Genomic DNA, 24,676 nt, shown 5'->3' on the forward strand with positions numbered 1-24,676 from the left:
CGCGCAACGACAAGACGAGACCGTTAAACGGCGTGAATTTGGCATCCGAGCGGTCCGAAGAGATCGCCGGAACCGACAGGGGAACATCGCGATATCCACAGGCCGGAACACGGCCGGATTCGCCATGCCCTTTCCATCGGCAACACAAGGAACAGGGGACATGGGTCATCTCAGCGCGGAAAACGTCTCCGTCGCCTTCGCAGGGCTAAAGGCGCTGTCGTCGGTCACGCTCGACATCACCCCGGGCCATATCAGCGGGCTGATCGGCCCGAACGGTGCGGGCAAGACGACGCTCGTCAACGTACTGACCGGCTTTCAGGCGGCAACCGAAGGCGCCGTCAAGCTCGACGGCACGCCGCTCGGCGGCCTGAAGCCGCATCAGGTTCGCCGCCGCGGTATCGCCCGGACCTTCCAGGGCGGCCGCCTGTTCCGCGACCTGGCGGTCATCGACAATCTCGAAGTCACCGGCGTCGGGCTCGGCATGAGCCGGCGCGCCGCCGTCGCGGAAGCCGAAGCCATGCTGGAATGGATCGGTATCAGTCCGCTCGGCGCGCGCATCGCCGGCACCCTACCGTACACCGACGAGCGCCGTGTCGCGATCGGTCGCGCGCTGATGGGGCGGCCCGCCTACATTCTCCTCGACGAGCCCGCCGCCGGCATGAGCAGCCACGAAGCGGCCGATCTTTCCGCGCTGGTACGGCGCATCGCCCGCGACCTCGGCTGCGGCGTACTGATCATCGAACACAACGTCGGCCTCGTTCTGGGCCTCTGCGACCATATTGTGGTGCTCGACTCGGGCGCCGTGATCGAGGAGGGAACGCCCGCTGCAATTCGCGGCAGCGAAAGGGTGCGGCACGCCTATATGGGCACCGCCGCCGAAGCCGGCCTGCCGGTCGTGGAGGCCCTGCAATGAGCATTCTCGCGGTCTCCGACATCGCTGTCCGCTACGGCCGGCTCACTGCCGTCAGGGGCGCCTCCTTCTCGATGCAGGAAGGAGAAATTCTGTTCATCACCGGCCCGAACGGCGCCGGCAAGTCGTCGTTGATGCGGGCGATCGCAGGCGTCACGCCACCGGCGGCCGGACGCATCGACTTCACCGGCCAGGAGACCACCGGCCGAGCGCCGGAAGACATTGCCCGTCTCGGCTTCTCTATGGTCCCCGAGGGGCGCGATGTCTTCGGTTCGCTGACCATCGAGGAAAACCTGCTCGTCGGTACCGGGATGCACGCCCGGGAGCGTGGCTGGCGGACCCGCGCAGCCAGCGAGCTCGAAGCCGTCTATGACACCTTTCCGATCCTCAAGGAGCGTCGCAACGGCCAGGCCGGCCTCCTCTCCGGCGGCCAGCAGCAGATGCTCGTCATCGCTCGGGCATTGATGACCAATCCACGCCTGATCGCCATAGACGAGCCGTCTCTCGGGCTGGCGCCCAACATCACCGACCAGGTCTACGAGCGACTGATCGATCTCCAGACCCAGCGCCGGCTGACCCTTCTCATCGTCGAGCAGAGTTCCACCCGAGCCGTCATGGTCGGCGGACGCATGATTCTGATGCGCGGGGGCGAGATCGTGCTGGACGGCGACGCGCGCACGCTTGGCAACAGCGAAGCGATGCAGGCCGCCTACTTCGGTTACGAGGACCATTGACATGCTTCAGATCGTGTTCGACTCGCTGTCCCTCGGTTCACTCTACGCACTCGGCGCCCTCGGCATCGCGCTGATCTTCGGCGTCATGCGGCTTGTGAACTTCGCCCATGGGGACGTCATCGCATTCTGCATCTTCGCCCTCCTGTGGCCGTCGACAGATGCAATGGCGATCGTTTTCGCCGGTCAGCTTCCCTGGTATCTGCTGGTGCCCCTTGTCCTCGCCGTCGGTGCAGGCCTTTCGGTCCTGTGCGAGATCGCCGTCTTCCGTCGCTTCCGTCGCGCCAGTCCGGCGACGATGATGATCGCCTCCTTCGCGCTCGGTTTCGTCATCCGCTATTTCCTGCTGATGCTCTTCACCAGCCGACCGAAATCGATCTCGCTCCTGCCGATGCTGTCGCAGCCGGTGGAAATCTTCGGAGCGCGGCTCCCCCTGCTCCAGCTGATCACGATCATCGCAACCGTACTGATCCTGGTCGGGCTGTCGCTCTTCCTGCGCCGGACGCGGTTTGGACTGGAAATGCGGGCGGCGGCTGAAAACTTCTCGATGGCGCGCATGCTCGGCGTCAGGGCAAACCGAGTGATCATGGGCGCCTTTGCCCTTTCGGGAGCCCTGGCCGGGGCGATCGCGCTTATCTTCGGCAGCCAGACCGGCACGGCAGATATCCAGATGGGTGCCTCGATCATGCTGATGGCCTTCATCGCAACCGTGATCGGCGGCCTCGGCAGCCTCGGCGGCGCAGTGCTTGCAGGTTTCCTGCTCGGAGCCGCCTCCGTCGTCATGCAGGTCATGCTGCCGGTGGATGCGCGTCCGTTCCGCGACGCCTTCGTCTACGGCGCCGTCATCCTCGTTCTCCTCTTCCGTCCCCAGGGGCTGATCGCCGCACGCGGCACCCGGGAAAGGGTCTGATCCCATGGCCACCACTGCAACCGCTCCCGCCCTTCCTCTCGAACTCTCCTCTACCCGCAAGCCGCGCCGCTTCGCGCTTGCGCGGCGCACGATCATGACACCGATCCTGTTGTCGCTGCTGATCCTCGCCATCGCTGGCCTGACGGTGCTGACCGGGTCCAAGCCGTTCAACCAGGCCGTCATCGACGTGTTCGTCCGCGTCATCCTGGTCGTCGGGCTCTACGTCTTCATAGGAAACTCCGGCGTGCTCAGCTTCGGGCACATCGGCTTCACCTGCCTCGGCGCCTATGCCACCGCATGGCTGACCATCAACCCGCTGATGAAACGCAATTCCCTGCCCGGGCTTCCGGAGTGGCTGCTGGAGATGCGCCTGCCCTACTGGCAGTCAGCGGCACTGGCGGCGCTCTTCGCGGGCCTCGCGGCCCTCGTCTTCGGGCGCGTGCTGATGCGGCTGTCCGGAATCGCCGCCTCGATCGCCACCTTCGCGGTACTGGCGATGATCAACACGGTCTACTCCAACTGGGAGGATGTGACCGGCGCCACGTCGTCGGTGGTCGGCATTCCGATCGTGCGCACCATCTGGCCCTATGTCGCTGCCTCGATCATCGCGATCTTCATTGCCTGGGCCCATGCCATATCCCGCTCGGGACTGGCGCTGCGCGCCGCCCGCGACGAACCGACCGCAGCGGCGGCCTCCGGCGTCGACATTCCAAAGGAGCGTCTCGTCGCCTTCGCCATCTCCGGCGTGGTGATGGGGCTGGGCGGCGCGCTGATGGCCCATTCGATCGGCGTCGTCACGCCCGACACCTTCTATCTCGGCCTCACCTTCACCACGCTGTCGATGCTCGTCGTCGGCGGCATGAACAGCCTCTCCGGCGCGGTGATCGGGGTCGTTCTTCTTTCCGCACTCATCCAGGCGCTGCGCTGGCTGGAGGCGGGTGTCCCGATCGGCACCGTCACCTTTGCCCTGCCCAAGGGGCTTCAGGAGATCGCCCTCGGCGTCATCATGATCGTGATCCTCGCGCTCAGGCCGGCAGGTTTGATCGGCAACCGCGAGATCACTTTGTTCCGTGGCAATCGCAACAAATAGCCGGCGGAGAGGAAACCGTCCGGCATAAAAAGGAGACGTCAATGACATACAGAACAGGAATGCTCGCAGCAGTTCTGGCGACCACGCTGGCCGCCTATCCGGCACTCGCCGACGACGACAGGATCGTTGTCGGCTTCGCAACCGGCGCTTCCGGCTTCATGGAAGCCTACGACAAGCCGGCGCAGGATGCGGCGATGATCCGCATCGGCGAGATCAACGCCGCCGGCGGTCTCCTCGGAAAGCAGATTGAAGTGGTCAATGCTGACACCAAGTCGGACCGTGCGGAGGGCGCAAAGGCTGGCCTGACTGTCATCGACGAGGGCGCCGACCTGGTGGTCGTCTCCTGTGACTACGACTTCGGCGCGCCGGCGGCGCTTGCAGCCGAGGACGCCGGTCTCGTGTCCTTCTTCCTGTGCGCCGAGTCGGTCAAGGCGGGCATCCAGGGCGTCGGCGCGCACAGCTTCTCGGCATCGGTCCTTGCTGCCGTGCAGGGCGCAACAATGGCCGAATGGGCCTACAAGGAAAAGGGCGCGAAGAGCTTCTACCGTTTGCTCGACAGTTGGACCGAGTACAACAAAGGCATCTGCGACGGTTTCGACTGGATGATGCCAAAGCTCGAAACCCAGGGCGCCAAGCTCGTCGGCGAGGATACCTTCAAGAACGACGACGCCTCGATCGCGGCCCAGATCACCCGCATCAAGTCGCTGCCCGAAGAGCCTGACGCGATCATGCTCTGCACGATGATGCCGGGCGCCGTTTCGGCGATCAAGCAACTGCGCGCCGCCGGTATCAACTCCATGATCCTCAATGGCTCGGGCGTCGACGGCAGCTATTGGCTGTCGGCGGTGCCGGACCTGTCGAACTTCTTCGTGCCCGTGCAGGGCTCGATCTATGGCGACGACCCCAATCCGGACGTTCAGAAGTTCAACACCGTCTACAAGGAGAAGACCGGTACCGACCCGTCCAGCCAATACGTCTATCCGGGCTATTCCATGATCGACGTCTGGGCGAAGGCGGTCGAGCGCGCGGGCACTACGGATGCCGACGCCGTCGTTGCGGAGCTAGAAAAGATGAAGGACGAGCCGACCCTTTTTGGTCCCCGCACCTTCACCTCCGAACTGCACCATCAGAACAAGGCCAGATATCTGATCGCCGAAACGAAGAACGGCAAGCCGAGCATCGTCGGCGAATGGACCATCTCCGAGCCGGTTCCGATGGAAGCACTGGTCAAATAACGAAGCGTCACCGGGCCGACCCGGCGTCCTTTCCTTGCCAGTCCGATCCCTTTATGAGCCCGGTCGCCGTCAGGCGACCGGGCTTTTCGATCACGCGAGGCCTTCGGCGGCGACAGCGTCGATCAGCCGGTCGAGCGTCCGACCCATGCGGGCCATGATCTCGCGGGCGTCGTCCGCGGTTGCGATCAGCGGCGGACAAAGGGCCAACTGGTCGCCGATGGCGCGGAAGATCAGCCCTTCGTCATGACCGATGACCGCGGCGATCGCGCCCGCCCTGCCCAACTTGTCGAAAGGCTTGCGGGTCTTCTTGTCGGCCACCAGCTCGACCGCGCCGATGAGACCCGCGCCTCGCGCCTCGCCGACCAGCGGATGATCGGCAAACGACCTGAGGCCGGACTGGAACTGCGCTTCCAGCCTGGCCGCATTGCCCATGAGGTCCCGCTCCTCGATGAGGGCGAGGTTTTCCAGCGCGACCGCCGCGGCAACCGGATGGCCGGATGCCGTGAAACCGTGTCCGAACACACCGTTCTTTTCCGAATTGTCGGCAAGCACCTGGTAGATCGCATCAGAAAACATCACTGCGGAAAGCGGCATGTAGGACGAGGTGATCTGCTTCGACAGCGTCATGATGTCGGGTGTAAAGCTATATTTCTGGCAGCCGAACGGTGTCCCGAGGCGCCCGAAGCCGCAGATCACCTCGTCGGAGACGATCAGGATGTCGTTGGCGCGGCAGATGCGCTCGACACCCTCCCAGTAGCCGGCCGGCGGCGGCATGACACCACCTGCAGCCATCAGCGGCTCGCCGATGAAGGCGGCGATGGTGTCCGCCCCTTCCCTCTCGATGACGCTCTGGAGTTCGGCAAGCAACCGGGCGGTGAACGCTGCTTCGTCTTCCCCTTCCGCGCCCAAACGATAGAAATGCGGGCAGGTCAGATGATGGACGGGAATGGCCGGCAAGTCGAAGTCGCGGTGGTTGATCGGCAGCCCGGTCAGGCTTCCGGAGGCGATGGTGATGCCGTGATAGCCCTTGATGCGCGACAGGAACTTCTTCTTGCTCGGACGGCCGAGCGCATTGTTCATGTACCACACCATTTTCACGATCGTGTCGTTGGCCTCCGAGCCGGACGAAGTGAAGAACACACGCGTGAGGTTCGGCGGCGTCATGTCGACGAGCTTCTCGGCGAGCCGGATCGAGGGCTCGTGCGCCTTGGAGGAGAACGTGTGGTAATAGGGCAGGCGCAGCATCTGCCTGTAGGCGGCTTCCGCCAATCGCGGCTCGGAGAAGCCCACCGCGACCGACCAGAGCCCGGCAAGCCCCTCGATATACTCCTTTCCGCGGTCGTCATAGACGCGGATGCCCTCACCCCGGTCGATGACGAGCGGACCGGTGCGCTCGTGCTGTCGCATGTTGGTGTTCGGGTGCATGGTCGTGGCGGTGTCGGCAGCGGCAAGCGAATTGGAGAGAATGTTCATGTTGTTCTCACAGGCTGGAGATAAGGGAAGGTCACGCCGCATGGTCTTGACCGTCAGAATGGCTGTCGATGACCTTCCGCATGAGGACGGCTACGTCACGGGCATTGGGCGGATCGGAATGAATGCAGACGGTCCCGAATGAGACAGGGCGGATGCTGCCGTCCGTCGTTTCCAGTTCGCCCGAGGTGAGTGCACGACGCATCCGCCTTTCGGCAACGGACAGATCGATCGCACCGTGCACGCGGGGGATCACGAGGCTTCCGTCCGGGGCATAGGTGAGGTCGGGAAAGAACTCGCCGACGAACGGTACATCGAGTTCCCCCGCCGCGGTTTCATGGAAGGTGCCGGCAAGCCCGAACAGCGGAACTGCGAACGGCTTGACCGCTGCTGCGATCGCCGCGGCTGTCGCCCGATCGCGCGCCGCCATGCCGTAGATGATCCCGTGCGGCTTGACGTGCGAGAGCGTGCCACCCTCGGCCTCCAGAATGCTGCACAGCGCTCCGATCTGGTAGAGGAACGCCGCCGTCAGCTCTTCCGGCTGCAGCTTCATCTCGCGGCGGCCGAAACCTTCCCGGTCCGGCAGCGAAGGATGCGCACCGACCTTTGTGCCATGCTGCAGGGCAAGGCGCACAGTCTTCAGCATCGTCCAGGGATCGGAGGCATGGAAGCCACAGGCAATGTTGGAGAGGTGCACGTAGGGCATGATCGCAGCGTCGTCTCCGAAGCGCCAGTTTCCGTAGCTCTCGCCCATGTCGCAATTCAACGTGACCATGTCTCATCCATTCTTCTGTCGCTCCGCCGGCTGCCGGCGCCGCACGCGTCTGCTCAGCCGAGGGTGTTGGCCGTCCAGTCCGCAGCGATATGGGCATGAGCCGGCGCGGGCTCGCGGTCGTTCAGCAGCCGCAGCACGCGTGGCGGCGTCAGCGGCAGCCGGGAAACGGACTTGCCGATGGCGCGTGCAACCGCACAGCCGATTGCCGAACCGACAGCAAGGATCGGAACTTCGCCAGCGCCCTTGGCGCCGAAAGGACCCATGGACGGCGCCCCCTCGTAGAGATCCGCGACGACGGGAATGACATCCTGGGCCAACGGCACGCGGTATGTTTCAAACCCGTCCTGGGCGATGCGGCCATCATTGGTGATCGTCACCTCCTCGTGCAGCGCATAGCCCAGACCCTGGACCACGCCGCCCTGGATCTGGCCCATGACGGCCCGCCGATTGAGGGCACGGCCGACATCCTGCACGACCCGGTAGGCCAGCACCTCGACATGCCCGGTGTCGGGATCGACTGCCACTTCGGCCTCGTGGACGACGAAGACCGGGATGTCGAGCGCATCGATGAAATGGCCCATCGCGCACCCTGCCATGGCCGGGGTGTTCCTCGCGGTAAAGCTGCCGGTGCCGCTGATCGGCCCTGTCGTCGCCTGCGCATGCGTCACGACCGTCGGGATGGCGACGCTCGAGCCCGGCCGCCCCGCAATTTCAACCCGCCCCTCGCACAGCACCAGATCCTCAGGAGGTGTCTGCAGCATCTCGCCTGCCGTGCGCAGGAGCTTCTCGCGCACTTCGGCCGATGCGGCGATGCTTGCGGCACCGATCGAGACGGTGGTCCGGCCTCCGCCCACGCCAACGTCCAGGCCGGCGGCATCCGTATCGGCTTCGCGCACGATAACCTGATCCGGGTGCAGCCCGAGCTGGCCCGCCACGATCTGCGGCAGGGACTGCATCATCGTGCCGGAGCCGATCTCGACACCGGACGTCACAAGCGTGGCACTGCCGTCGGCGTTCAGGTTGACCGTGGCCGCGGACGGGCCGACGAAGATGAACCAGGTGCCGATCGCCGTGGCGCGACCGTAGAGACGACCGTCCGCCTTGTCCTCCGCCGTTCCCGTCTTCTCCCGCAGCACTTCCATCCGCTCCAGCATGGGACGCAGGACGTCGCCTTCGAACACCTGGCCCGTCGGGCCGAGATCGCCGTCCCCGAGCACGTTGCGCTTGCGGAATTCCATCGGATCCACGCCGATCGCCGCGCAGATCTCATCGGTGTGCCGCTCCAGCGCGAAACTGTTGTAGACGCCGTTGCAGGCGCGGAATGCGCCGTTCGGCGGGGTATTGGTATAGACGGCACGGCTGACGAGCCGTACAGCACCCAGCCGGTAGTTGCCGCCGAGCGTATGCGACGTCATGGTGGTCAGGAAAACCTGCTCGCCGCCATAGGCCCCGCAATCCATCAGCACGACCGCCTCGCGCCCGACGATATCGCCATCGGCCGTCACGGCCGAGCGGATGGCGATATCGGCATTCTCGCGGCAGAGGCAGGTCGCCATCTCCTCCTGGCGCGTGTTTTCGAGCATGACGCTGCGGCCGGTGATGCGAGCCAGAAGTGCGGTGATCGGCTCGATCGAGGCGTCGAACTTCAGCCCGAAACCGCCGCCGACCGGCGGCACCGTGACCCGCACGCGCCCGGGCGGCAGCTGCATCACGCGGCCGGTGACGTTGCGCACCGTCCAGGGCACCTGCGTCGAAGTCTGGATATGGGCGCGCCCGTCTTCCCAGCTGCCGATGGCCACGCGCGGCTCGAAGGGAACATGGCTCTGCCGACCGACGACGAAGCTGCTTTCGACGATCGTGACATCGGCGCGGGCAAACGCGGCGTCGACGTCGCCGCGCACCGATTTCGCTTCCCATGCGATGTTGCCTGAACGCGCGCCGCCTTCGGTCAGCACGTCATATTTGCGCCAATCCTCGTGCAACAACCGGGCGTCGGGGGCAAGCGCCTCAGCCATCGTGAACAGGGGTTCGAGCGGCTCGACCTCCAGCACGATGGCGGCAAGGGCGGCACGTGCTTCCGCCTCGCTTTCGGCGGCGATCGCGGCGATCGGCTCACCGTGATAGCGGATGGTGTCGACGGCGAAGATCGGGTGGTCGGCGATGCCGATGCCGTAATTGCCCGGCGCATCCGCCGCGGTCGCCACCGCCAGCACGCCCGCGCACTGGAAGGCGGCCGACACGTCAAGCCTGACGATACGCCCGGCCGGCACCGTCGAGCGCAACAGGACGGCATGCAGCATGTCCGGACGTGCCCGGTCGTTGGTGTATTTCGTCCGCCCGCGCAGCTTGTCGCGTGCGTCGCGGCGCGGCAGGTCCATAACGGTCGTCGAGAGGTCAGTCATGAACATGTTCCCTGTTCTGCCGGCCGAGGACATCCATCACCGCATCGACGATCCGCTCATAGCCCGTGCACCGACAGATATTGCCGGCCATCGCCGCCTTCACCTCAGCCCGGCCGGCAGCGGGGTTGTCGCGCAAGAAGGGCGAAAGGCTCATGACCACGCCGGGAAAACACATGCCGCACTGCACCACGTCCGCAGCCTCGAACGCGGCCTGCAGCAGATGAAGCGGCCCCTCGCCCGGCGACAAGGCCTCGACGGTTGTCACCGTCGCACCGTCGAGCAACCCCACGGGGCGAAGACACGACATCACCGCCGCGCCGTCGACATCCACGGTACAGGCGCCGCAGAACCCCTCGCGGCAGACTGCCTTGGTGCCGGTCAGATACCGCTCCCGGCGCAGCACATCGACCAGTGGCGTCATCGGATCGCCGCTGAAGCGGCTGACCGATCCATTGATGTGAAGCTTGACTGTCATCGGATAACCTCCTTGGACAGGAGGGCCTCCATACTGCGACGCACAAGCGTCGGCAGAACCTGCCGGCGATACCAGCCGTCCGCCTCTATGCCGTCGCGCCCCCGGAAATCATTGCACGCGGCAGCCAGGGCCGCCGCCCGTTCGGCGCCGGCCGGACGGCCTCCGGGTTCCGCCGCAAACGCATTCTCGAGCGCGTCCCAACGCCGCGCCACGTCCTCGACCGAACCGACCGCGACGCGCAGACGGCCTTCCGTCGTGAGCACCATCGACACGATCGCGACCGGATAATCCCCGGCACGGCGCAGCGGCAGCCGTGCATGGGCGCTGGCTGCCAGATCGCGGCTAAGGATCACACGGATAAGTATTGTATCGGTGAGAAGAACCCTGCGGCCCGCGAGGAAAGCTGCCATCGGTATGAACATCGGGCCATCGGACGCCGCCAGTTCGACGGTAGCCTCCATAGCCAGAAGCACCGGAAGCAGGTCGGCTGCGGCGAAATCCTGCGTGCAGAGATTGCCGCCCACAGTCGCCACCCGGCGGATGGCCGGGTTGGCGGCACCGACTGCGGCCGCGACGACGGCCTCGAAGCCCACCACGCCGGCAAACGCCCGTCCAAGCGCCTCATGCGTGACCGCCGCGCCGATTGTCATGTGGCCCGCCTTGATGTCGATTGCCGCCAGACCGGGAAGTGCATGCAGCGAAACCAGAGTCTTCGGGAGCACCTGCCCCCGTCGTGGGTCCCGCATCAGCCATGTGCCGCCGGCCAGGATCGCAGCGCCCTGCCGCCGGGCGGAAAGCGCTTCCTCGATGCTGCCGGCGACGGTCAAAGACCGCTCCAAGCTATCGGACATCTACACTGTACCCCTTGAAATGCCGTCTTTTGCGGCGTTGCAGCATTCTCTCCCAGACGGAGGTATCTGTGAAATAGTAGTTTTTTGAATGTTATATCGATAAAACAGATACTTCTCGGCGGCTCTGAAAAGGGATCGGTGCGGCGGGCATCGCGTCGTCGCAACACCCGCCGAGGTGATCGTCAGACCCAGCAGGCGACACTGCGTTTCTCAAAGCTCTCGCGAAACTGCTCGGTCGTCTTCTTCAGAACATCGCCGTTCTCCCAGTCGAGGATGACGGCGAAGCGGCGCACCGCGTCGAGCGCATTGATCTCGCCGGCCTTGTAGCGGACGGAAACCGCGTCCGGATCCATGCGCGCCCACTCCTTGCGCTTGCTGCGGATCTCCGCCCGGCATGCCTCCGTCGCGGCGCTGTCGATCTCGTACCGGCAAAGATCGCGGTCAATTTCCTTCAGGACGACACCATAGTCGATCGCCGCCCGCTCGATCGACACGTAGTCGTCGATCACATCGTCCATCACCTTCAGCGGGTCGCGCTCCAGCGGATCTCCGAAGCCCCCGCCGCCGGCCGTCGGCCGGGCGAACTCATCGCCGGTGAAAACCGGATAGTCGGAGAAGACAGAGCCGAGCCAGGTCTTAGCCTCCTCGCCCGAACGGCGGATCGTCAGACCGTGCGGCATGGAAGGCAGCCCGCCCTCGATGCCCCAGACGACGGCCCGCTCGCGGTCGCAGATATAGGACATGACGGCGTTTTCGGCCGACAGCAGCACGGACGTCTTCTGCACGCCGACGCCGCCGCGCCATTTGCCGGGTCCAGCCGAATCCTGCTTGATCTGGAATTCCGTGGTGCGGGTCGGGTTGACGCGCTCATTGCCCTCGTTCGGCTGCGACATCAGGCCGGTTCCGAAGCAGGCGGTGGTTACGTCGGCGCCGTCCTTGCCATTTCGGCCGCCCCAGCCGCCCGGCAACCATTCGTAGAACATGAAGATCGGCTTTTCCGGCTTGCGGGCATCGCGGCCACCGGCCAGCAGATATTCCAGATTGAAAGCGCAGGCGATCGCCCGTTCCGGCATGATCTGGGACCACATCTCGAAGATCGCGTTCATGATCTTCTCGAAAGGCATGAGGAAGCCGGTGACGGCCACCGGCCATTCCGCACTGACGACGCTGTTCTTCGGCGCCGTCACCTCGATCATCCGGTAGAAGCCGCTATTCAGGGGCAGATCCGGGAAAAAGGTCTTCATGCCGGCAACCACGGCCGAGAAGGTCGCGCCGGGTGCCGAATTGTACATCGACGCAATGGTCGAATGGCTGCCGGTGAAGTCGTAATGGATCGTATCGCCCTTGATGGTCATCCTGATGCGGATCGGGATCATCCCTTCGCCCGCGCCGAGGTCGCGGTCGATGTAGTCCACCGTCTCCCAGGTGCCGTCGGGCAATTCCGCAAGCCGCTTGCGCACGGCGCGCTCGACGTAGTCCTGCACCTCCTCCATGCCGCGCGTGACCTGGTGGCGGCCGTATTTCTTCACGAGCCGCAGCAGTTCGCGCTCGGCCGCAAGGGTCGCCTGCGCCTGCGAATGGATATCGCCGATGATCGACGCCGGGTCGCGGGTGTTGGCGGCGATCAGATTGGCGATGTCCGCGCAGAACGTTCCGGCGCGAAACAGCCTGACGGGAGTGATCCGCATTCCCTCGCGAAACATGTCGCGCGCCGTGACGTCGAAGGACCCGGGCACCGAGCCGCCGAGATCCGACCAGTGGCCGTTCGACTGCGAAAAGCCGATCAGCGTGTCCTCGTCGAAGATCGGCCGCACCAGCCGGACATCGCTGAAATGCGTACCGCCGGCATAGGGATCATTGATCGCATAGACGTCGCCGGGCGCCATGTCGCCTTCGAACGCGCGGATTACTTCCTTGCAGGTGTTGTGCAAGGTGCCGACATGCACGGCGATATCGTAATTGCCCTGGGCGACCGAATTGCCGTCGGCATCATGCAACGCATTGGAAAAATCGCGGTTGTAGATGACGAAGGAGTAGCAGGTGCGCAGCATCTGCTCGGCCATCTGGTCGACGGTCGTGATGAAGGAGTTCTTCAAGACCTCGAACGTGACCGGATCGAGGCTCTTTTCCGCTTCGGTGAAGTTGGTCATGTCTCAGCCTTTCGTCGCAATGAGGATGTTCAGGAATGCATCCACCCTGGCGCTCATGCCGGGCGGGACGACCGTGGTGGAATCGAACTGCTCAACGATCGCGGGGCCAGAGAAGAAAGCGCCCGCCTCGAGCACCTCGCGCTGGTAGATCGCAGTGTCATGGGACGCACCGTCGAACCAGACCGGCCGCCGGCCGACCGGTTCCGGCACATGCTCTTGCATCTCGTATTTCGGTAGATCGGCCTTCGGCACGATGCCGACAGCCTTGATGGCGATGCGGAAGATCGAGACCGGCGCCTCGTCGCGGCGATAGCTGAACTCGCGTTCGTGCTCGCCATGAAAGGCTTCAATCAGCGCGCAGATGCTCTCGATTTTGGCCGGCGCGTTGACGGCAAGCGAGCGCCACTGTCCCTGGTACATCATCTCGACGGTGCGCTGCATGGCCATGTCCTCGGGCGACACACCTTCATGCGAAAGCCGCTCGGCGGCCTGGACCTCCATGCGCCGAAAGGCCGCCTCCATCTCGCCCGGAGCCACCGTCGAGGCGTCGGTCATGAAGCTTTCGGAAAAATCGTGCTGCACATCGACGAGCAGGCAGCCGAGCGCCGATGTAACACCCGGATTGGGGGGCACGATCACGGTGGGGATGGAGAGCTCCCTGGCAACGGCTGCGCCGTGGAGCGCACCGGCGCCGCCGAAGGCGACCAGTGCGAAATCGCGCGGATCATAGCCCCGGCTGATCGACAGGAGGCGCACGGCATTGGCCATGTTGGCGTTGGCGACGGCGACGATTGCCTCCGCAGCCTTGTGAAGTTCCATGCCGAAAACATCGGCGACCGTCTCGTTGACGGCTTTCGCCGCAAGCTGCGGATCAAGGGTAATCTTGCCGCCGGCAAGGCTCGTTCCCAACCGACCGAGCACGACGTTGGCATCGGTGTTCGTCGCCGTCGCATTGCCGTTGCGGTAGCAGGCCGGCCCCGGAAAGGCACCCGCCGATTGCGGCCCGTTGCGCAGCGAGCCGCCCTCGTCCTGCCAGGCGAGCGACCCGCCGCCGGCACCGATCGTCAGCACCTCGATCGAGGGAAAGCGGATCGGATAGCCGTATTCGATGTACCAGTCCTTGGTGATGCGCGGCTCCCCGTTCCAGGCCAGCGAGACATCCGTGCTCGTCCCGCCCATATCGAAGCCGATGGAATTGGGAAAACCGCAGAGATTGCCGATGAACCGGCTGGCGATCGCACCGGCGGCGATCCCCGAACCGGCAAGACGGGCGGAAAATTCCCGAACGCTTGCCGGCGTCATCACCCCGCCGCCGGAGTGCAGCAGCAGCAGGTCGCTTCGATAGCCGCCGGCGGCCAGCTTCTCGCCGAGGCGCGATACGTAGTCCACCACGACCGGCGCGCAGACGGCGTTCGCCATGGTCGTGGAAAAGCGCTCATGTTCGAAAATCTCCGGCATCACCTCCGAGGAGATCGAGACCGGCAGGTCGGGCATGATCTCCCGGAGGATCGCGCGCATGCGTCGTTCATTCGCGCCGTTGACATAAGCATTCATGAAGCAAACGGCCACGGACTTGACGTCCCGCTTCTTCAGCACCGCTGCCACGCGGCGCGCATCCTCCTCGTTCAGCGCCTCGAGCACGACGCCCTCGGCATCCACACGCTCGCGGACCGTCAACCGGTCGCGGCGGGGAATATAGGGCTTGGCCACATCCTTGTAGGTGTCCCAGAGATCCTCCTTGTTGGCGCGGCGGATCTCGACTACGTCCCGGAAGCCCTCGGTGCAGACCATCGCCGTGCGCGGCAGGCGCCGGGTGATCAGCGCGTTCGTCGCAACCGTCGTGCCGTGCGAGAACATCGTCACCTCGGAGAGGTCGATGCGTGCCTGCTCTACGCCGTTGAGGATCGCGCGCATGGGATCGTCCGGTGTCGAGGCGGTCTTCTCGATCCGGATCGCACCGGTTTCCTCGTCCATGATGCAGATATCGGTGAAGGTCCCCCCGACATCCACGGCAACTCTCGTCTTGGTCATGATCTTTCCTTTGCAGGCTGGTTTGGCCGGACAAAATCCGGCCCGCGCCCGCCCCGCGCGGGGGCAGCGTTTCGTCTTCTCCGATGGTGGCGGAAGCCCGGGGGCCGGACGGCTTCGACGTTCCCGCCCGCGCCTCAGCGTGGGGCATGCCGACTGCGGTTTGCGTTCATGCCGGCGCCCGAGGTCTCAGGGTAAGTGATCGCGGTGCTAATGTCTCTGCCGTCCGCCGGTCGGTCGGCCTGCCCTGAGTGCTGCCTGCTTGCGGGTTTCGGTCGGCGAGCAGCCGAACCGTGCCCGATAGTGCCGGCAGAACTGCGACTGGTCCGCAAACCCCCAGCGATAGGCGATCTCCGCAATCGTCGAGCTGCAGGTGGTCGACGTCAGTTCTTCGGCGCAATGATCGAGCCGGCTGTCACGGATGAAGCCGTTGATCGACTTGTCGCTGTCCTGGAACAATCCCTGCAGGTAGCGCAGCGATATTCCGCAGGCGTCGGCGACCGCCTGGGGACCTAGCGCCGAACTCTTGATGTTGTCGCGAATATATTGCTCGGCGCGATGAAGATGCCCCGCCCGAATGGAAGAAACACTGCTGTTGAGCACCCGGTCATCGCTGACGATCGACAGGCAGAGCATTTCAAGAATATGCCGGCCGGTCATTTCTCGCGCCGCTTCGGTGATCTGGGCGACGTGGCCGATCGTGGTGCGCACCGTGTCGAGGAACAGAGCTGCGACGCCGCTCGTCCCGTCGAAGCTCAGCGCGCTCAACCGTTCGGTCGGGCCGATGCGGGCTCGGACGCTGGCGGAAGGCACTTTCAGCACCCAAAGGGCATTCGGCCGGCCGTGCCAGAACTCGTAAGGGGCATCGCCGCGCTCCAGGATGAAGCCGCCGGGATCGCATTTGACGCTGCGCGAGCCCTGCGAGAAGTTCACTTCGCTCACTTCGGGAATGGTGATCAGCAGACTGGCGTCGCGCTCGTTGACGAAGTGCCGGCGGTGCCGCCTGTAGCTGACAGCATCGCAGCGCATTCGCGAGACGCCCACGAGACCCAGCGACCAGGTATCGAGCGCACCCTTGAACTCGCTGCGATTGCGGTACTCGGTATCGAGTGGAAAATAGGTTTCCGTGACTGCAGCCTGCCAGGCATCGCCGCCAAGCGGGCCGCCGATGTTATCGACGACGTATCTCATTCCTCGATATTCCCCTGGTGCTCCGGCTTTGCCGGCGTCGTTGTTGCGGCAAGAATACATCAATAAAAACGCCCGTATTGCCAAAAAACGAATAAACTTCTGAACGCCGCCGCGCGGACTGCGTCAGAGGAAGCAGGTCGGAAATTGTCTCGACAGCTTCCGTGATGGTATTTGCGTATGAGCGCGACCCCCCGTTTGAGGGCACTAGAGGCGCCGTTTGGACACAAATTTCCAGCGGGCAGACCGAACCTCGCAAGGGTGGATGATCGCATGTTCTACGACCAATATGACGCCTATGAAGGCGATAGAATACGCGATCACATGCGCGGTCTGAAACTGCTGGAAATACAGGTGAATGCGAAAGCCGACTCCGTTGGAGCGACCGAGGAATTCGACAACGAGCACGATCTTCCAGATGACGGCGATGCCGTTGCGGGCGGCAACCGCCAGCCATGGTGCCAGTTGCGGTATGACGAGATGCCGGAATCGCTCCCGGCGCGAAAGCCGGGAGACGGTCGCCAGGTCATCGAGTGCCGGATCGAAGGACTGGACGCCCTGTCGCACTGTGACCAAGACCATCGCCGTCTTGTTCAATGTTACAGCGACGATCGCCGCAACGTCGTTCAGCCCGATCCAAAGATAGCAAAGCACGATCAGAACCAGTGCGGGCAGGTTCATGAAAATCGTTACCCAGGGATCGGCCCAGCGGTTCAGCGCCTTATGTCGGCCGAGGAGAAACCCCAGCAGACAGCCCGCAGCCATGGCCAATCCGAACGAGATGGTCACCCGCAGCAGCGTGGCCAGCAGCTCTCTCGGCAGCCGTCCGGAAACCGCTTCCGACCAGAACGCGCGGGCGACATCGACCGGCCCAGGAAGCACGGTCGGGTCAGCCTTCAGGGCCGCGAGTGCCGCCCAGAACAGCCCGAACAGGCCAAGTGAAAGAAGGAACACGTCCGCTTGCCAGCGGTCGCCAGGGCTCTTCTCGGACATCCGAACTCTCCTGACCTGACTATAGCCGGCCGGCCGAGCCCCCGATCCGCGACCTTGGTCGTATGGCTACATTTCACCCGGAGCATAGAAATCGGCCCGGGAGGATCGCGTTATGGGAAGACGCTTGGCCCTGCTGAGCATTCTCGCTTTCGGCATGCTCATCTGCGCCCGGATGGCCGGCGCGGCGTCACTTAATCGGGACGCGCTTGCGAACATGATCGCGCCGCCCTATGCGCTGGGCAAGCAGGTGAACGAGAGGGGCGTCTGGACGCTGCTGAATTCCGGGGGAGCAGAAGCGGGTTACGTCTTTGAAACCGGTCCGCTTGCGCCGCTTCCGGGTTTTTCCGGCGCTCCCATCAACATGCTCGTGACGATCGACCGGGATGGCCGCTTTCTCGATGTGCGCCTCATCGCGCACAACGAGCCGATCTTCGTTTCTGGCTTGGGGGAAGCCCCGTTGCGCGCATTCCTCGAACAGTATCGCGGGCACTCGATCCGGGAGGCGCTTGTTGTCGGCACACCGCATGCCGCGGTCGACGGCGGCTCCGACCTCGTCTACCTCGACGGGGTCACGAAAGCCACGGCTTCCGTTCGCATCGCGCATGAATCGATCCTCGCCGCAACGCTGGCTGTCGCGCGGGAGAAGATGCAGGGCGTTGCAAGCGGCCCGCCGGTGCATCCCGATCCGTCGATAGACGAGAAACTCGATTGGACGGAACTCGTCGCGCGCGGGCTGGCCCGGAACCTGAGGGTCACGAACGCCGAACTCGGCAACGCCTTCAAGGCGACGATCTGGGCGCATGACGACCCCGAGGCGGCGGGTGATCCGCAAGGACTCTTCCTCGATCTGTGGGCGGTCGACATCGGTCCGCCCTCCGTCGCCCGGGCGGTCCTGAGCAAGGAGAGTTTCGCCGACCTTCAACGCCTACTGCACGTGTCGCCGGACGAGGAGCCCTTGCTTGTTATCGATGCCGGTCACCATGGGCTCGTCTCCGGGGATTTCGTGCGCAACACCGCGCCGGACAGGCTTGTGGCGGTCCAGGACGGCCTGCCCGTCGCGCTCCGCGATGCCGACATAGCAGTTGAAACCAGGCGGAACGTGCCGCAGGGCACGACGATGATCCTGAGAATTGACCGTCGCCTGGGCTTCGACCCCACGCGAGACTGGACACTCTCCGCCCAGGCCGTGCGCGCCCACGGCATGCTGAAGCCGGAAATGGGCTCGGTCCACTTTCCGCTCACCTTGCGGGCTGACCCCGCCTTTTTCGTCCGCCCGGAACTGTCCGCGGCGCTGCCGCCGTGGCAGGCGGCGTTCGTCGATCGAAAGTGGGATCTTGCAGGCCTTGGTATTCTGCTTGCGGGTTTGATCGGCGCGGTCGGCCCCGGCATGCACAAGCTCGCTGCGCCAAAGGTGCTGGGTCCGGTGCGGCTTGCCTTCCTGGGCGTGATGGTCGGCTTCGTTGGATGGTGGGGCCAGGGCCAGTTGTCCATCGTCACGCCGCTCGCTGCCCTGCGCTCCGCAAACGGCGGCGGCAGCCTGGCGGTCCTGCTCTACGATCCCTTCTCCCTGATGGTCTGGGGTGCTGCCATGCTCGGATTTGTCCTGTGGGGACGCGGCTTCTTCTGCGGTTGGCTCTGCCCCTTCGGCGCCATGCAGGAATTTGCCCACCATGCCGGCCGCCTCCTCCGGCTGCCACAGTGGAACCCCTCATCCCTCTGGGACAGGCGGCTGAAGGCCGGCGCATGGCTTTCCCTCGTCGGCCTGGTCGCTGTCACCTTTCTTGCACCGGAGAAAATAGAAACCGCAGCCGAGATCGAACCCTTCAAAACGGCGGTCACCACACTCTTTCAGCGCGAATGGTATTATGTTGCTTACGCCGCCTTCTGGCTGCTCCTCGCGGCAACGACCTTCAAGGGCTTCTGCCGCTATGTCTGCCCCCTCGGTGCGGTCATAGCGCTTGGCGGGATGCTGCGGACCCGACGCTGGATACCCCGCCGCGCCGAATGCGGCTCGCCCTGCCAGCTCTGCCGGGTGCGCTGCCCCTACGGAGCCATCCGCAAAACCGGCGAGATCGCCTACAGCGAGTGTTTCCAATGTCTCGACTGCGTGTCGATCCACAATGACGCGGCCCAATGCGTGCCGTTGGTCCTGGCGCGTCGAAAGCGCGCACCCATTCAAGCGCACTCCAGGGAGCAGGCACGAACATGAAGCGACGTCGATTCCTGTTCATCGCCGCGGCAGCCGCCTTTTCCGGCACGGCCCGCGCCGAAGTCACAGCCTGGCAGTCGGACATGCTCGGCGGCACCGTACGCGTGGATATGCGCGGCCCGCAAGGTCTGGCACAGAACGTTGCCGTCAGGATCCGCAGCACGATTGCCGAGGTCGAAGCGGCCGCCAGCCTGTTCAAAACCAGGTCCACCCTCGGCAGACTCAACGCTGAGGGCTATCTGGACGACCCGCCGTCTGCTCTTCGCGATCTCCTTCGTCTGGCCGGCCATGTCCATCAGGCGACGGATGGGCGGTTCGACCCAACGGTGCAGCCGCTATGGCGCGCGCTTGCCGAGGGGCGCGACACCAAAGAGGCACGCGCAGCTATCGGCTGGAAGCGGGTCCGCCTGGGGCCGCCCGTCCGACTGGATGATGGGCAAGCGCTGACCTTGAACGGCATCGCGCAGGGTTATGCGGCTGATCGCGTGCGTCGCCTGTTGTTTGCAGAAGGGTATGCGCAGACCCTCGTGGACATGGGGGAATTCGCCGCCATTGGCGGACCGTTCAGTGTTTCCGTCGAAGATCCGTCTTTGGGTCGAATTGCGACCCGCCGCCTCGACGGCAACGCCATCGCGACTTCAAGCCCTTCGGCAATGATGCTCGGTACAAGTTTTCATATTCTCGGGCCGCGCGGTGAACGGCCCCGCTGGTCGACGGTATCGGTGGAGGCGGAAAGCGCGGCGCTGGCGGACGGATTCTCGACCGCCTTCTGCTTGATGACGCCCGAGGAGATTCGCGCAACGCTGCGCCACGCCCGGAGTGTAACGCGCGTCACCGCAGTCGACCCGGCCGGCGATGTCTCGACGTTCTGAATCTATCGTTGAGGCAGCGTGAAGCTCAGGCCATGCGCCGCGAAAATCCGCGTGACTTCCCCATCGGCAAGCGCTTTTTCGATCGCTGCGTCAACGGCATAGGCGAGATCCTTGTGCTGGAAATTCACGCCGACGCCAATTGTCCAGCTTCCGCGCGCAAAACCGACAAGGGGCGGAGAATGCACTTTCAGCCCGACATCCGGATGGCGGGTGAGCCCGGCTTCCAGCTCCGCGCGCGGACCCATTGCCGCCTTGGTGTCGCCTTTAGCGAGTCCGTCCACCGCCGCTGCGGTCGAGCGATAGCGGCGGATCTTGTCCACGGGACCGATCAGCGACGTAAGATAGAAGTCCGAAATCGCGTCGTTCTCAACTGCCACGGAGTCGAACCGGAAAAAGGGCGGGGTCGGCGCCTTCTCCTCGTAGTCGGAAGCGCCATAGGCAATCGCGATGTTCTCCGTGGCGTACTGCCCGGTAAAGCTCACCTGCTCGATGCGGCAGACGAGCGCACTGTCATAGGGCACATGCAGCATCACGTCGCTGACGCGACCGCCAATGGCGGCACCCTTCCAGACGTAGTTCAAGAGATCCGCTTCCAGATTTTCGCCGGCCGCAACGAGGCGGAACTTCGCCTCGACCCCAAGGGCCTTCGCGATCAGCCGGCCGATTTCGATGTCCACGCCGGCCGCCTTCCCCTTCTCGTCGAACGACCAGGGCGGATAGTTCTCATAGACGGCGAACTCGATCCAGCCCTCCTCGATGATCCTGTCGAACTCGCGTCCGACATCCTGCGCAAACGTGTTTTGCGGCTTGAACTGGGGCCTGGAGTCCTCGCAACGCGCGAAAGCGCCGCCCGGATAGGCGACGCCAATTGCCAAGGCCAGAAGGGCGTGGCGCATCATGGCGGGCTACTGCGTCGCGGACAGGCCGACAGTCAGGACCTCCGCCGCCCTCTTCCAGCTTTCCGGCGTGTCGGAGAGAATGCGCGCGGCCTCGTAGGTGACGCTATCGGCGACCGGGGCGCCGGAAGCGGTCTTCACTTCGATGGCAATCGTTTCCAGCTCTTTCTTGAGCGCCCCCGTATCGGTCACCTTGCCGCTGCCGAGTTCGTCGCGGATTTCATGGAGACGCTTTGCGTGCGCGTCGAGCGCACCGTCTTCCGGCCGCGTTTCGACATAGGTGCGGATCGCCCAAGCCGCCTTCTGCCCGAGGATATCGCCGAACGCCGGCATTTTTGTCGTGCCGTCCTGGGTATAGCCGTGGCGGAACCGTTCGACGAACCACTCGTCTCCGTATTCCTCGGCCTCGAGAAAGCGCAGGTCCGGTGCGAGGCCGCCCGAGACAGCACCAAGACCATGGCAGCGTGCGCAGTTCTGATTAAAACCGGAGGCTCCTATTTCGACAGCTTTCAACCAGACGTCGTGCCCAACCTTTGCCTCACGATAGGGATTTTCGGTCAGCCACTCTTCGCCGACGTCCGGCAACGCCTCCGTGTTCACAGGCTGCGGGACGACGTCGCCGTGGGCGATCACCATGCTCGTCGTCGCCATCAGGATAAAAGCGGCGATCCCGCCACGAATGATATTGGCCGACATGCGGACCTCCCTCGCATTTCCAATTCCGCCTATTTCTAGGGCAACGAGGCAGCCGCGCGATATTCGACCTAGGTCGCGGCGCCGCATGGCACCAAGGTCGTATTTCGGGTGCTTCGACATCCCGCCATCCTCACAGGAGTGGGAGGACGGGATATGCCGAAAGGCTTCAAAGGCAGCCGGAAAGGATTGTGCCTTGCAGCCGCAGTCTTCTGCTCGGCAACGTCGGCCGCGGCAGAGGTCGCGATACCGATGACCTATCTGCGCGAGGAGGTCGAGGCGCCGCCGATCCTCTCCAATCTCGATCCGATTCCCGAAGACCGCGGCATTGCCGGCGCGGAGGTGGCACTGGTCGATACCAGGACCACCGGCAGCTTCATGGGGCACGACTACAGCCTGGCGCTCGCCTCGGTGGAGCCCGGCGGCGATTTTCTTGCTGCCGCCAGAAAGGTGCTCGCCACCTCCAGGGTCGTCTTCCTCGATGCATCGCCGGAGGGCATTCTCGCGGTCGCGGACCTGCCGGAAGCCAAAGGCGCGCTGCTTTTCAACGTCTCGTCCGGTGCAGGGCGGCTGCGCGATGCGGATTGCCGCGCGAATCTCCTGCACACGATGCCCGAGGACGCCATGCGTACGGACGCGCTCATGCAGGCACTGAAGGCGCGGCGCTGGAGCCGCACGGTGCTGATCGTCGGCCCGAAACCGGAAGACCGCGCCTTCGCCGACACGTTGCGCGCGTCCGCCGCCAAATTCGGCGTGGACATTCTCGCCTCGAAAGACTGGACGTTCGACACCGACCTGCGCCGCGCCGCGGGCCGGGAAATCCCGCTGTTCACCCAGGATTTTCCCGACCACGACGTCCTGCTGATCGCCGACGAGGCCGACGATTTCGCCCGCTACGTGCAGGACAACACCTGGCTGCCGCGGCCTGTCGCCGGATCGGACGGCCTGCATGGAGAAGGATGGGCGCCGGTTCTCGAACAATGGGCCGCCGTACAGCTCCAGAACCGCTTCGAGAAGGCGATGGGCCGCCCGATGAACTCGCGCGACTATGCCGCCTGGACGGCGCTGCGCACCATCGGCGAGGCCGTCACGCGAACCAATTCCGGCGATCCGGCGGTCCTGCGCGCCTTCATCCTGTCTGCCAGGTTCACCCTCGACGGCTTCAAGGGCCGCAGCCTGAGCTATCGCGATTGGGACGGCCAGCTTCGCCAGCCGATGGCGGTCGTCAACGCGCGCGCGCTGGTCGAACTCGCACCGCTCGACGGCTATCTGCACCAGACCAACGAAATGGATACGCTTGGCCTTGACCGGCCCGAAAGCGCCTGCACCGCCTTTGGAGGATGAGATGAGACTTCCGGCCCTGCTGATCGTGCCCCTGCTGACCGCAACACCTCTTCAGGTGTCCGCCGGCGAAATCTGGGTGACGAACGAAAAGGACGACACCATCTCCGTGATCGACACGGACAAGCTGGAAGTGGTGCGGACCATCCAGACCGGCGAGCGACCGCGTGGCATCACCTTCAATTCCGACAAGAGCCGCGTCTACATCTGCGCGTCCGACAGCGACACGGTCCAGGCAATGGATCCCGCCACCGGCGAGATCCTGCACGACCTGCCCTCCGGCGAGGATCCCGAGCAGTTCGTGCTCGCCCCCGACGACAAGCATTTGTGGATTGCCAACGAAGACGATGCGGTGACGACGGTCGTGGACGTCGACACGCGGCAGGTCGTGGCCCAGGTCAATGTCGGCATCGAGCCGGAAGGCATGGCGGTCTCGCCGGACGGCAAGATCGTCATAACCACGTCGGAAACGACGAACATGGCCCACTGGATCGACACCGACAAGAAGACGATCTTCGCCAACACGCTCGTCGATTCCCGTCCACGCCACGCAGAATTCGCCAAGGGCGGCACCGAACTCTGGGTCTCGTCCGAAATCGGCGGCACGATCACCGTCTTTGACGTCGCGACGCAGGCGGAAAAGGCGAAGATCCGCTTCGAGATCACGGGCGTCAATGCCGACCTCATCCAGCCCGTCGGTTTCAAATTCACCCCGGACGGCAAGACGGCCTTCGTCGCCCTCGGTCCCGCCAACCACGTTGCGGTGATCGATGCCGATACGTTCGAGACGAAGGCCTATGTCCTCGTCGGCCGCCGCGTCTGGCACCTGGCCTTCTCGCCGGACCACACGCAGCTTTTCACCACCAACGGCGTCTCGGGCGACGTGACCGTCATCGACGTCGCATCGCTGGAACCCGTGAAATCGATCAAGGTCGGGCGCTTCCCCTGGGGCGCCGCGTCCAGACCGTGAAATCCGAAGAAGGAGGGAATGATGAAAAAGGCAATCCTGGCCGCTGTCGCGCTCATTGCCATGCCGCTGGCGGCACTGGCGGACGACGATGACGACAACAAGGCGGATGCCGGCATGGGCCTTGCCGGCATCCTTTCCAAATCCAACCGCGAGACCCTGCCGGCGCTGACCCTGTCGGCCGGCCAGCCGGTCTCCAACGCGCCGCTGATGCTGACGTCCGGCAAATACTACACGCTGGCGATCGAGGCGGACGGCAGCCAGGAACTGGCACTCGAGGGAGCCGGCTTCTTCCGCGCCGTCTGGGTCAACGAGATCGTCATAGAGGGTATCGAGATCCGGCCGCTCGGCATCGACTCGATCGAATTCGACGACGGCGGCGAGGCGGAAATCAGCTTTGTCGCGATCAAGCCCGGCACCTACCATCTCAAGGTGCCCGGCAGCACCGGCGACACGCAACAGGTCTCGATCATCATAGAATGAGCAGCAG

Annotated in this window: 21 protein-coding genes; 10 read left to right on the top strand and 11 right to left on the bottom strand. The window is 64.4% G+C overall.

The features are described from left to right. The first annotated feature begins 160 nt into the window (after positions 1 to 160). From LXM94_RS06445 to LXM94_RS06465, 5 genes are read left to right on the top strand one after another with little or no spacing between them, the layout of a single operon-like run. The gene (locus LXM94_RS06445) at positions 161 to 913 is read left to right on the top strand and encodes an ABC transporter ATP-binding protein (protein WP_235770338.1); all 753 of its coding nucleotides are present in this window, start codon (positions 161 to 163) and stop codon (positions 911 to 913) included. Further along, positions 910 to 1,644, top strand: coding sequence for an ABC transporter ATP-binding protein (locus tag LXM94_RS06450; protein ID WP_235770339.1), 735 nt, complete (start codon positions 910 to 912; stop codon positions 1,642 to 1,644). Before LXM94_RS06445 ends, LXM94_RS06450 begins: the two co-directional genes overlap by 4 nt. A 1-nt stretch (position 1,645) precedes the next feature. Next, positions 1,646 to 2,551 carry a branched-chain amino acid ABC transporter permease gene (locus LXM94_RS06455; protein WP_235770340.1) on the top strand — a complete coding sequence of 302 codons (906 nt, stop codon included), beginning with the start codon at positions 1,646 to 1,648 and terminating at the stop codon, positions 2,549 to 2,551. Between the two features lie 4 nt (positions 2,552 to 2,555). Then, the gene (locus tag LXM94_RS06460; RefSeq protein ID WP_235770341.1) at positions 2,556 to 3,641 is read left to right on the top strand and encodes a branched-chain amino acid ABC transporter permease; all 1,086 of its coding nucleotides are present in this window, start codon (positions 2,556 to 2,558) and stop codon (positions 3,639 to 3,641) included. 41 nt (positions 3,642 to 3,682) lie between these two features. Then, positions 3,683 to 4,876, top strand: a complete 1,194-nt coding sequence (locus LXM94_RS06465; RefSeq protein ID WP_235770342.1) for an ABC transporter substrate-binding protein — start codon at positions 3,683 to 3,685, stop codon at positions 4,874 to 4,876. A 90-nt stretch (positions 4,877 to 4,966) separates the two neighbouring features. On the opposite strand, the gene LXM94_RS06470 is transcribed toward LXM94_RS06465, so the two are convergent. From LXM94_RS06470 to LXM94_RS06510, 9 genes are all read right to left on the bottom strand, one after another. After that, the gene (locus tag LXM94_RS06470) at positions 4,967 to 6,349 is read right to left on the bottom strand and encodes an aspartate aminotransferase family protein (protein ID WP_235770343.1); all 1,383 of its coding nucleotides are present in this window, start codon (positions 6,347 to 6,349) and stop codon (positions 4,967 to 4,969) included. 31 nt (positions 6,350 to 6,380) lie between these two features. Continuing rightward, complete coding sequence (pxpA, locus tag LXM94_RS06475; RefSeq protein ID WP_235770344.1) at positions 6,381 to 7,121, bottom strand: 5-oxoprolinase subunit PxpA; 741 nt, start codon at positions 7,119 to 7,121, stop codon at positions 6,381 to 6,383. Positions 7,122 to 7,174: 53 nt separating this feature from the next. Next, positions 7,175 to 9,523, bottom strand: a complete 2,349-nt coding sequence (locus tag LXM94_RS06480; protein ID WP_235770345.1) for a xanthine dehydrogenase family protein molybdopterin-binding subunit — start codon at positions 9,521 to 9,523, stop codon at positions 7,175 to 7,177. Continuing rightward, positions 9,516 to 9,998, bottom strand: a complete 483-nt coding sequence (locus LXM94_RS06485) for a (2Fe-2S)-binding protein (RefSeq protein ID WP_235770346.1) — start codon at positions 9,996 to 9,998, stop codon at positions 9,516 to 9,518. Before LXM94_RS06485 ends, LXM94_RS06480 begins: the two co-directional genes overlap by 8 nt. After that, positions 9,995 to 10,849, bottom strand: coding sequence for an FAD binding domain-containing protein (locus LXM94_RS06490; RefSeq protein ID WP_235770347.1), 855 nt, complete (start codon positions 10,847 to 10,849; stop codon positions 9,995 to 9,997). The genes LXM94_RS06485 and LXM94_RS06490 overlap by 4 nt, the downstream gene beginning before the upstream one ends. 182 nt (positions 10,850 to 11,031) lie before the next feature. Continuing rightward, entirely contained in the window at positions 11,032 to 12,999 is a 1,968-nt protein-coding gene (locus LXM94_RS06495) for a hydantoinase B/oxoprolinase family protein (RefSeq protein WP_235770348.1), read from the bottom strand. Positions 13,000 to 13,002: 3 nt separating this feature from the next. Beyond that, the gene (locus LXM94_RS06500) at positions 13,003 to 15,030 is read right to left on the bottom strand and encodes a hydantoinase/oxoprolinase family protein (RefSeq protein WP_235770349.1); all 2,028 of its coding nucleotides are present in this window, start codon (positions 15,028 to 15,030) and stop codon (positions 13,003 to 13,005) included. Positions 15,031 to 15,237: 207 nt separating this feature from the next. Continuing rightward, positions 15,238 to 16,302 carry an AraC-like ligand-binding domain-containing protein gene (locus LXM94_RS06505; protein ID WP_235770350.1) on the bottom strand — a complete coding sequence of 355 codons (1,065 nt, stop codon included), beginning with the start codon at positions 16,300 to 16,302 and terminating at the stop codon, positions 15,238 to 15,240. Positions 16,303 to 16,422: 120 nt separating this feature from the next. Further along, the gene (locus LXM94_RS06510) at positions 16,423 to 17,208 is read right to left on the bottom strand and encodes an ABC transporter permease (protein ID WP_235770351.1); all 786 of its coding nucleotides are present in this window, start codon (positions 17,206 to 17,208) and stop codon (positions 16,423 to 16,425) included. Positions 17,209 to 17,569: 361 nt separating this feature from the next. Between LXM94_RS06510 and LXM94_RS06515 the strand changes: the two genes are divergently transcribed. Beyond that, positions 17,570 to 19,417 (top strand): 4Fe-4S binding protein, encoded by a 1,848-nt coding sequence (locus LXM94_RS06515; protein ID WP_235770352.1) that lies wholly within the window; start codon positions 17,570 to 17,572, stop codon positions 19,415 to 19,417. Then, entirely contained in the window at positions 19,414 to 20,289 is an 876-nt protein-coding gene (locus LXM94_RS06520) for an FAD:protein FMN transferase (RefSeq protein ID WP_235770353.1), read from the top strand. Before LXM94_RS06515 ends, LXM94_RS06520 begins: the two co-directional genes overlap by 4 nt. Positions 20,290 to 20,291: 2 nt before the next feature. On the opposite strand, the gene LXM94_RS06525 is transcribed toward LXM94_RS06520, so the two are convergent. Both LXM94_RS06525 and pedF read right to left on the bottom strand, forming a co-directional pair. Next, on the bottom strand, positions 20,292 to 21,188 hold the full coding sequence (locus LXM94_RS06525; RefSeq protein WP_235770354.1) for a transporter substrate-binding domain-containing protein: 897 nt from the start codon (positions 21,186 to 21,188) through the stop codon (positions 20,292 to 20,294). Positions 21,189 to 21,194: 6 nt separating this feature from the next. Then, the gene (gene pedF / locus LXM94_RS06530) at positions 21,195 to 21,881 is read right to left on the bottom strand and encodes a cytochrome c-550 PedF (protein WP_235770355.1); all 687 of its coding nucleotides are present in this window, start codon (positions 21,879 to 21,881) and stop codon (positions 21,195 to 21,197) included. 153 nt (positions 21,882 to 22,034) lie between these two features. Between pedF and LXM94_RS06535 the strand changes: the two genes are divergently transcribed. From LXM94_RS06535 to LXM94_RS06545, 3 genes are read left to right on the top strand one after another with little or no spacing between them, the layout of a single operon-like run. Continuing rightward, positions 22,035 to 23,222: an ABC transporter substrate-binding protein gene (locus tag LXM94_RS06535; RefSeq protein ID WP_235770356.1), complete on the top strand. Its 1,188-nt coding sequence runs from the start codon at positions 22,035 to 22,037 to the stop codon at positions 23,220 to 23,222. A gap of 1 nt (position 23,223) precedes the next feature. Beyond that, positions 23,224 to 24,189, top strand: a complete 966-nt coding sequence (locus LXM94_RS06540) for a YVTN family beta-propeller repeat protein (protein WP_235770357.1) — start codon at positions 23,224 to 23,226, stop codon at positions 24,187 to 24,189. A gap of 21 nt (positions 24,190 to 24,210) precedes the next feature. Then, complete coding sequence (locus LXM94_RS06545) at positions 24,211 to 24,669, top strand: cupredoxin domain-containing protein (RefSeq protein ID WP_235770358.1); 459 nt, start codon at positions 24,211 to 24,213, stop codon at positions 24,667 to 24,669. Positions 24,670 to 24,676: the final 7 nt, after the last annotated feature.

The sequence above is a fragment of the Rhizobium alarense genome, assembly GCF_021555155.1.
Classification (GTDB): domain Bacteria; phylum Pseudomonadota; class Alphaproteobacteria; order Rhizobiales; family Rhizobiaceae; genus Rhizobium_D; species Rhizobium_D alarense.

Coding starts and splice junctions, on each gene's coding strand:
- LXM94_RS06525 (WP_235770354.1), bottom strand. CDS start 21,188: ATGATGCGCCACGCCCTTCTGGCCTTGGCAATTGGCGTCGCCTATCCG.
- LXM94_RS06535 (WP_235770356.1), top strand. CDS start 22,035: ATGCCGAAAGGCTTCAAAGGCAGCCGGAAAGGATTGTGCCTTGCAGCC.
- LXM94_RS06485 (WP_235770346.1), bottom strand. CDS start 9,998: ATGACAGTCAAGCTTCACATCAATGGATCGGTCAGCCGCTTCAGCGGC.
- LXM94_RS06450 (WP_235770339.1), top strand. CDS start 910: ATGAGCATTCTCGCGGTCTCCGACATCGCTGTCCGCTACGGCCGGCTC.
- LXM94_RS06470 (WP_235770343.1), bottom strand. CDS start 6,349: ATGAACATTCTCTCCAATTCGCTTGCCGCTGCCGACACCGCCACGACC.
- LXM94_RS06540 (WP_235770357.1), top strand. CDS start 23,224: ATGAGACTTCCGGCCCTGCTGATCGTGCCCCTGCTGACCGCAACACCT.
- LXM94_RS06465 (WP_235770342.1), top strand. CDS start 3,683: ATGACATACAGAACAGGAATGCTCGCAGCAGTTCTGGCGACCACGCTG.
- LXM94_RS06545 (WP_235770358.1), top strand. CDS start 24,211: ATGAAAAAGGCAATCCTGGCCGCTGTCGCGCTCATTGCCATGCCGCTG.
- LXM94_RS06510 (WP_235770351.1), bottom strand. CDS start 17,208: ATGTCCGAGAAGAGCCCTGGCGACCGCTGGCAAGCGGACGTGTTCCTT.
- pedF (WP_235770355.1), bottom strand. CDS start 21,881: ATGTCGGCCAATATCATTCGTGGCGGGATCGCCGCTTTTATCCTGATG.
- pxpA (WP_235770344.1), bottom strand. CDS start 7,121: ATGGTCACGTTGAATTGCGACATGGGCGAGAGCTACGGAAACTGGCGC.
- LXM94_RS06445 (WP_235770338.1), top strand. CDS start 161: ATGGGTCATCTCAGCGCGGAAAACGTCTCCGTCGCCTTCGCAGGGCTA.
- LXM94_RS06520 (WP_235770353.1), top strand. CDS start 19,414: ATGAAGCGACGTCGATTCCTGTTCATCGCCGCGGCAGCCGCCTTTTCC.
- LXM94_RS06460 (WP_235770341.1), top strand. CDS start 2,556: ATGGCCACCACTGCAACCGCTCCCGCCCTTCCTCTCGAACTCTCCTCT.
- LXM94_RS06495 (WP_235770348.1), bottom strand. CDS start 12,999: ATGACCAACTTCACCGAAGCGGAAAAGAGCCTCGATCCGGTCACGTTC.
- LXM94_RS06455 (WP_235770340.1), top strand. CDS start 1,646: ATGCTTCAGATCGTGTTCGACTCGCTGTCCCTCGGTTCACTCTACGCA.
- LXM94_RS06480 (WP_235770345.1), bottom strand. CDS start 9,523: ATGACTGACCTCTCGACGACCGTTATGGACCTGCCGCGCCGCGACGCA.
- LXM94_RS06500 (WP_235770349.1), bottom strand. CDS start 15,030: ATGACCAAGACGAGAGTTGCCGTGGATGTCGGGGGGACCTTCACCGAT.
- LXM94_RS06515 (WP_235770352.1), top strand. CDS start 17,570: ATGCTCGTGACGATCGACCGGGATGGCCGCTTTCTCGATGTGCGCCTC.
- LXM94_RS06490 (WP_235770347.1), bottom strand. CDS start 10,849: ATGTCCGATAGCTTGGAGCGGTCTTTGACCGTCGCCGGCAGCATCGAG.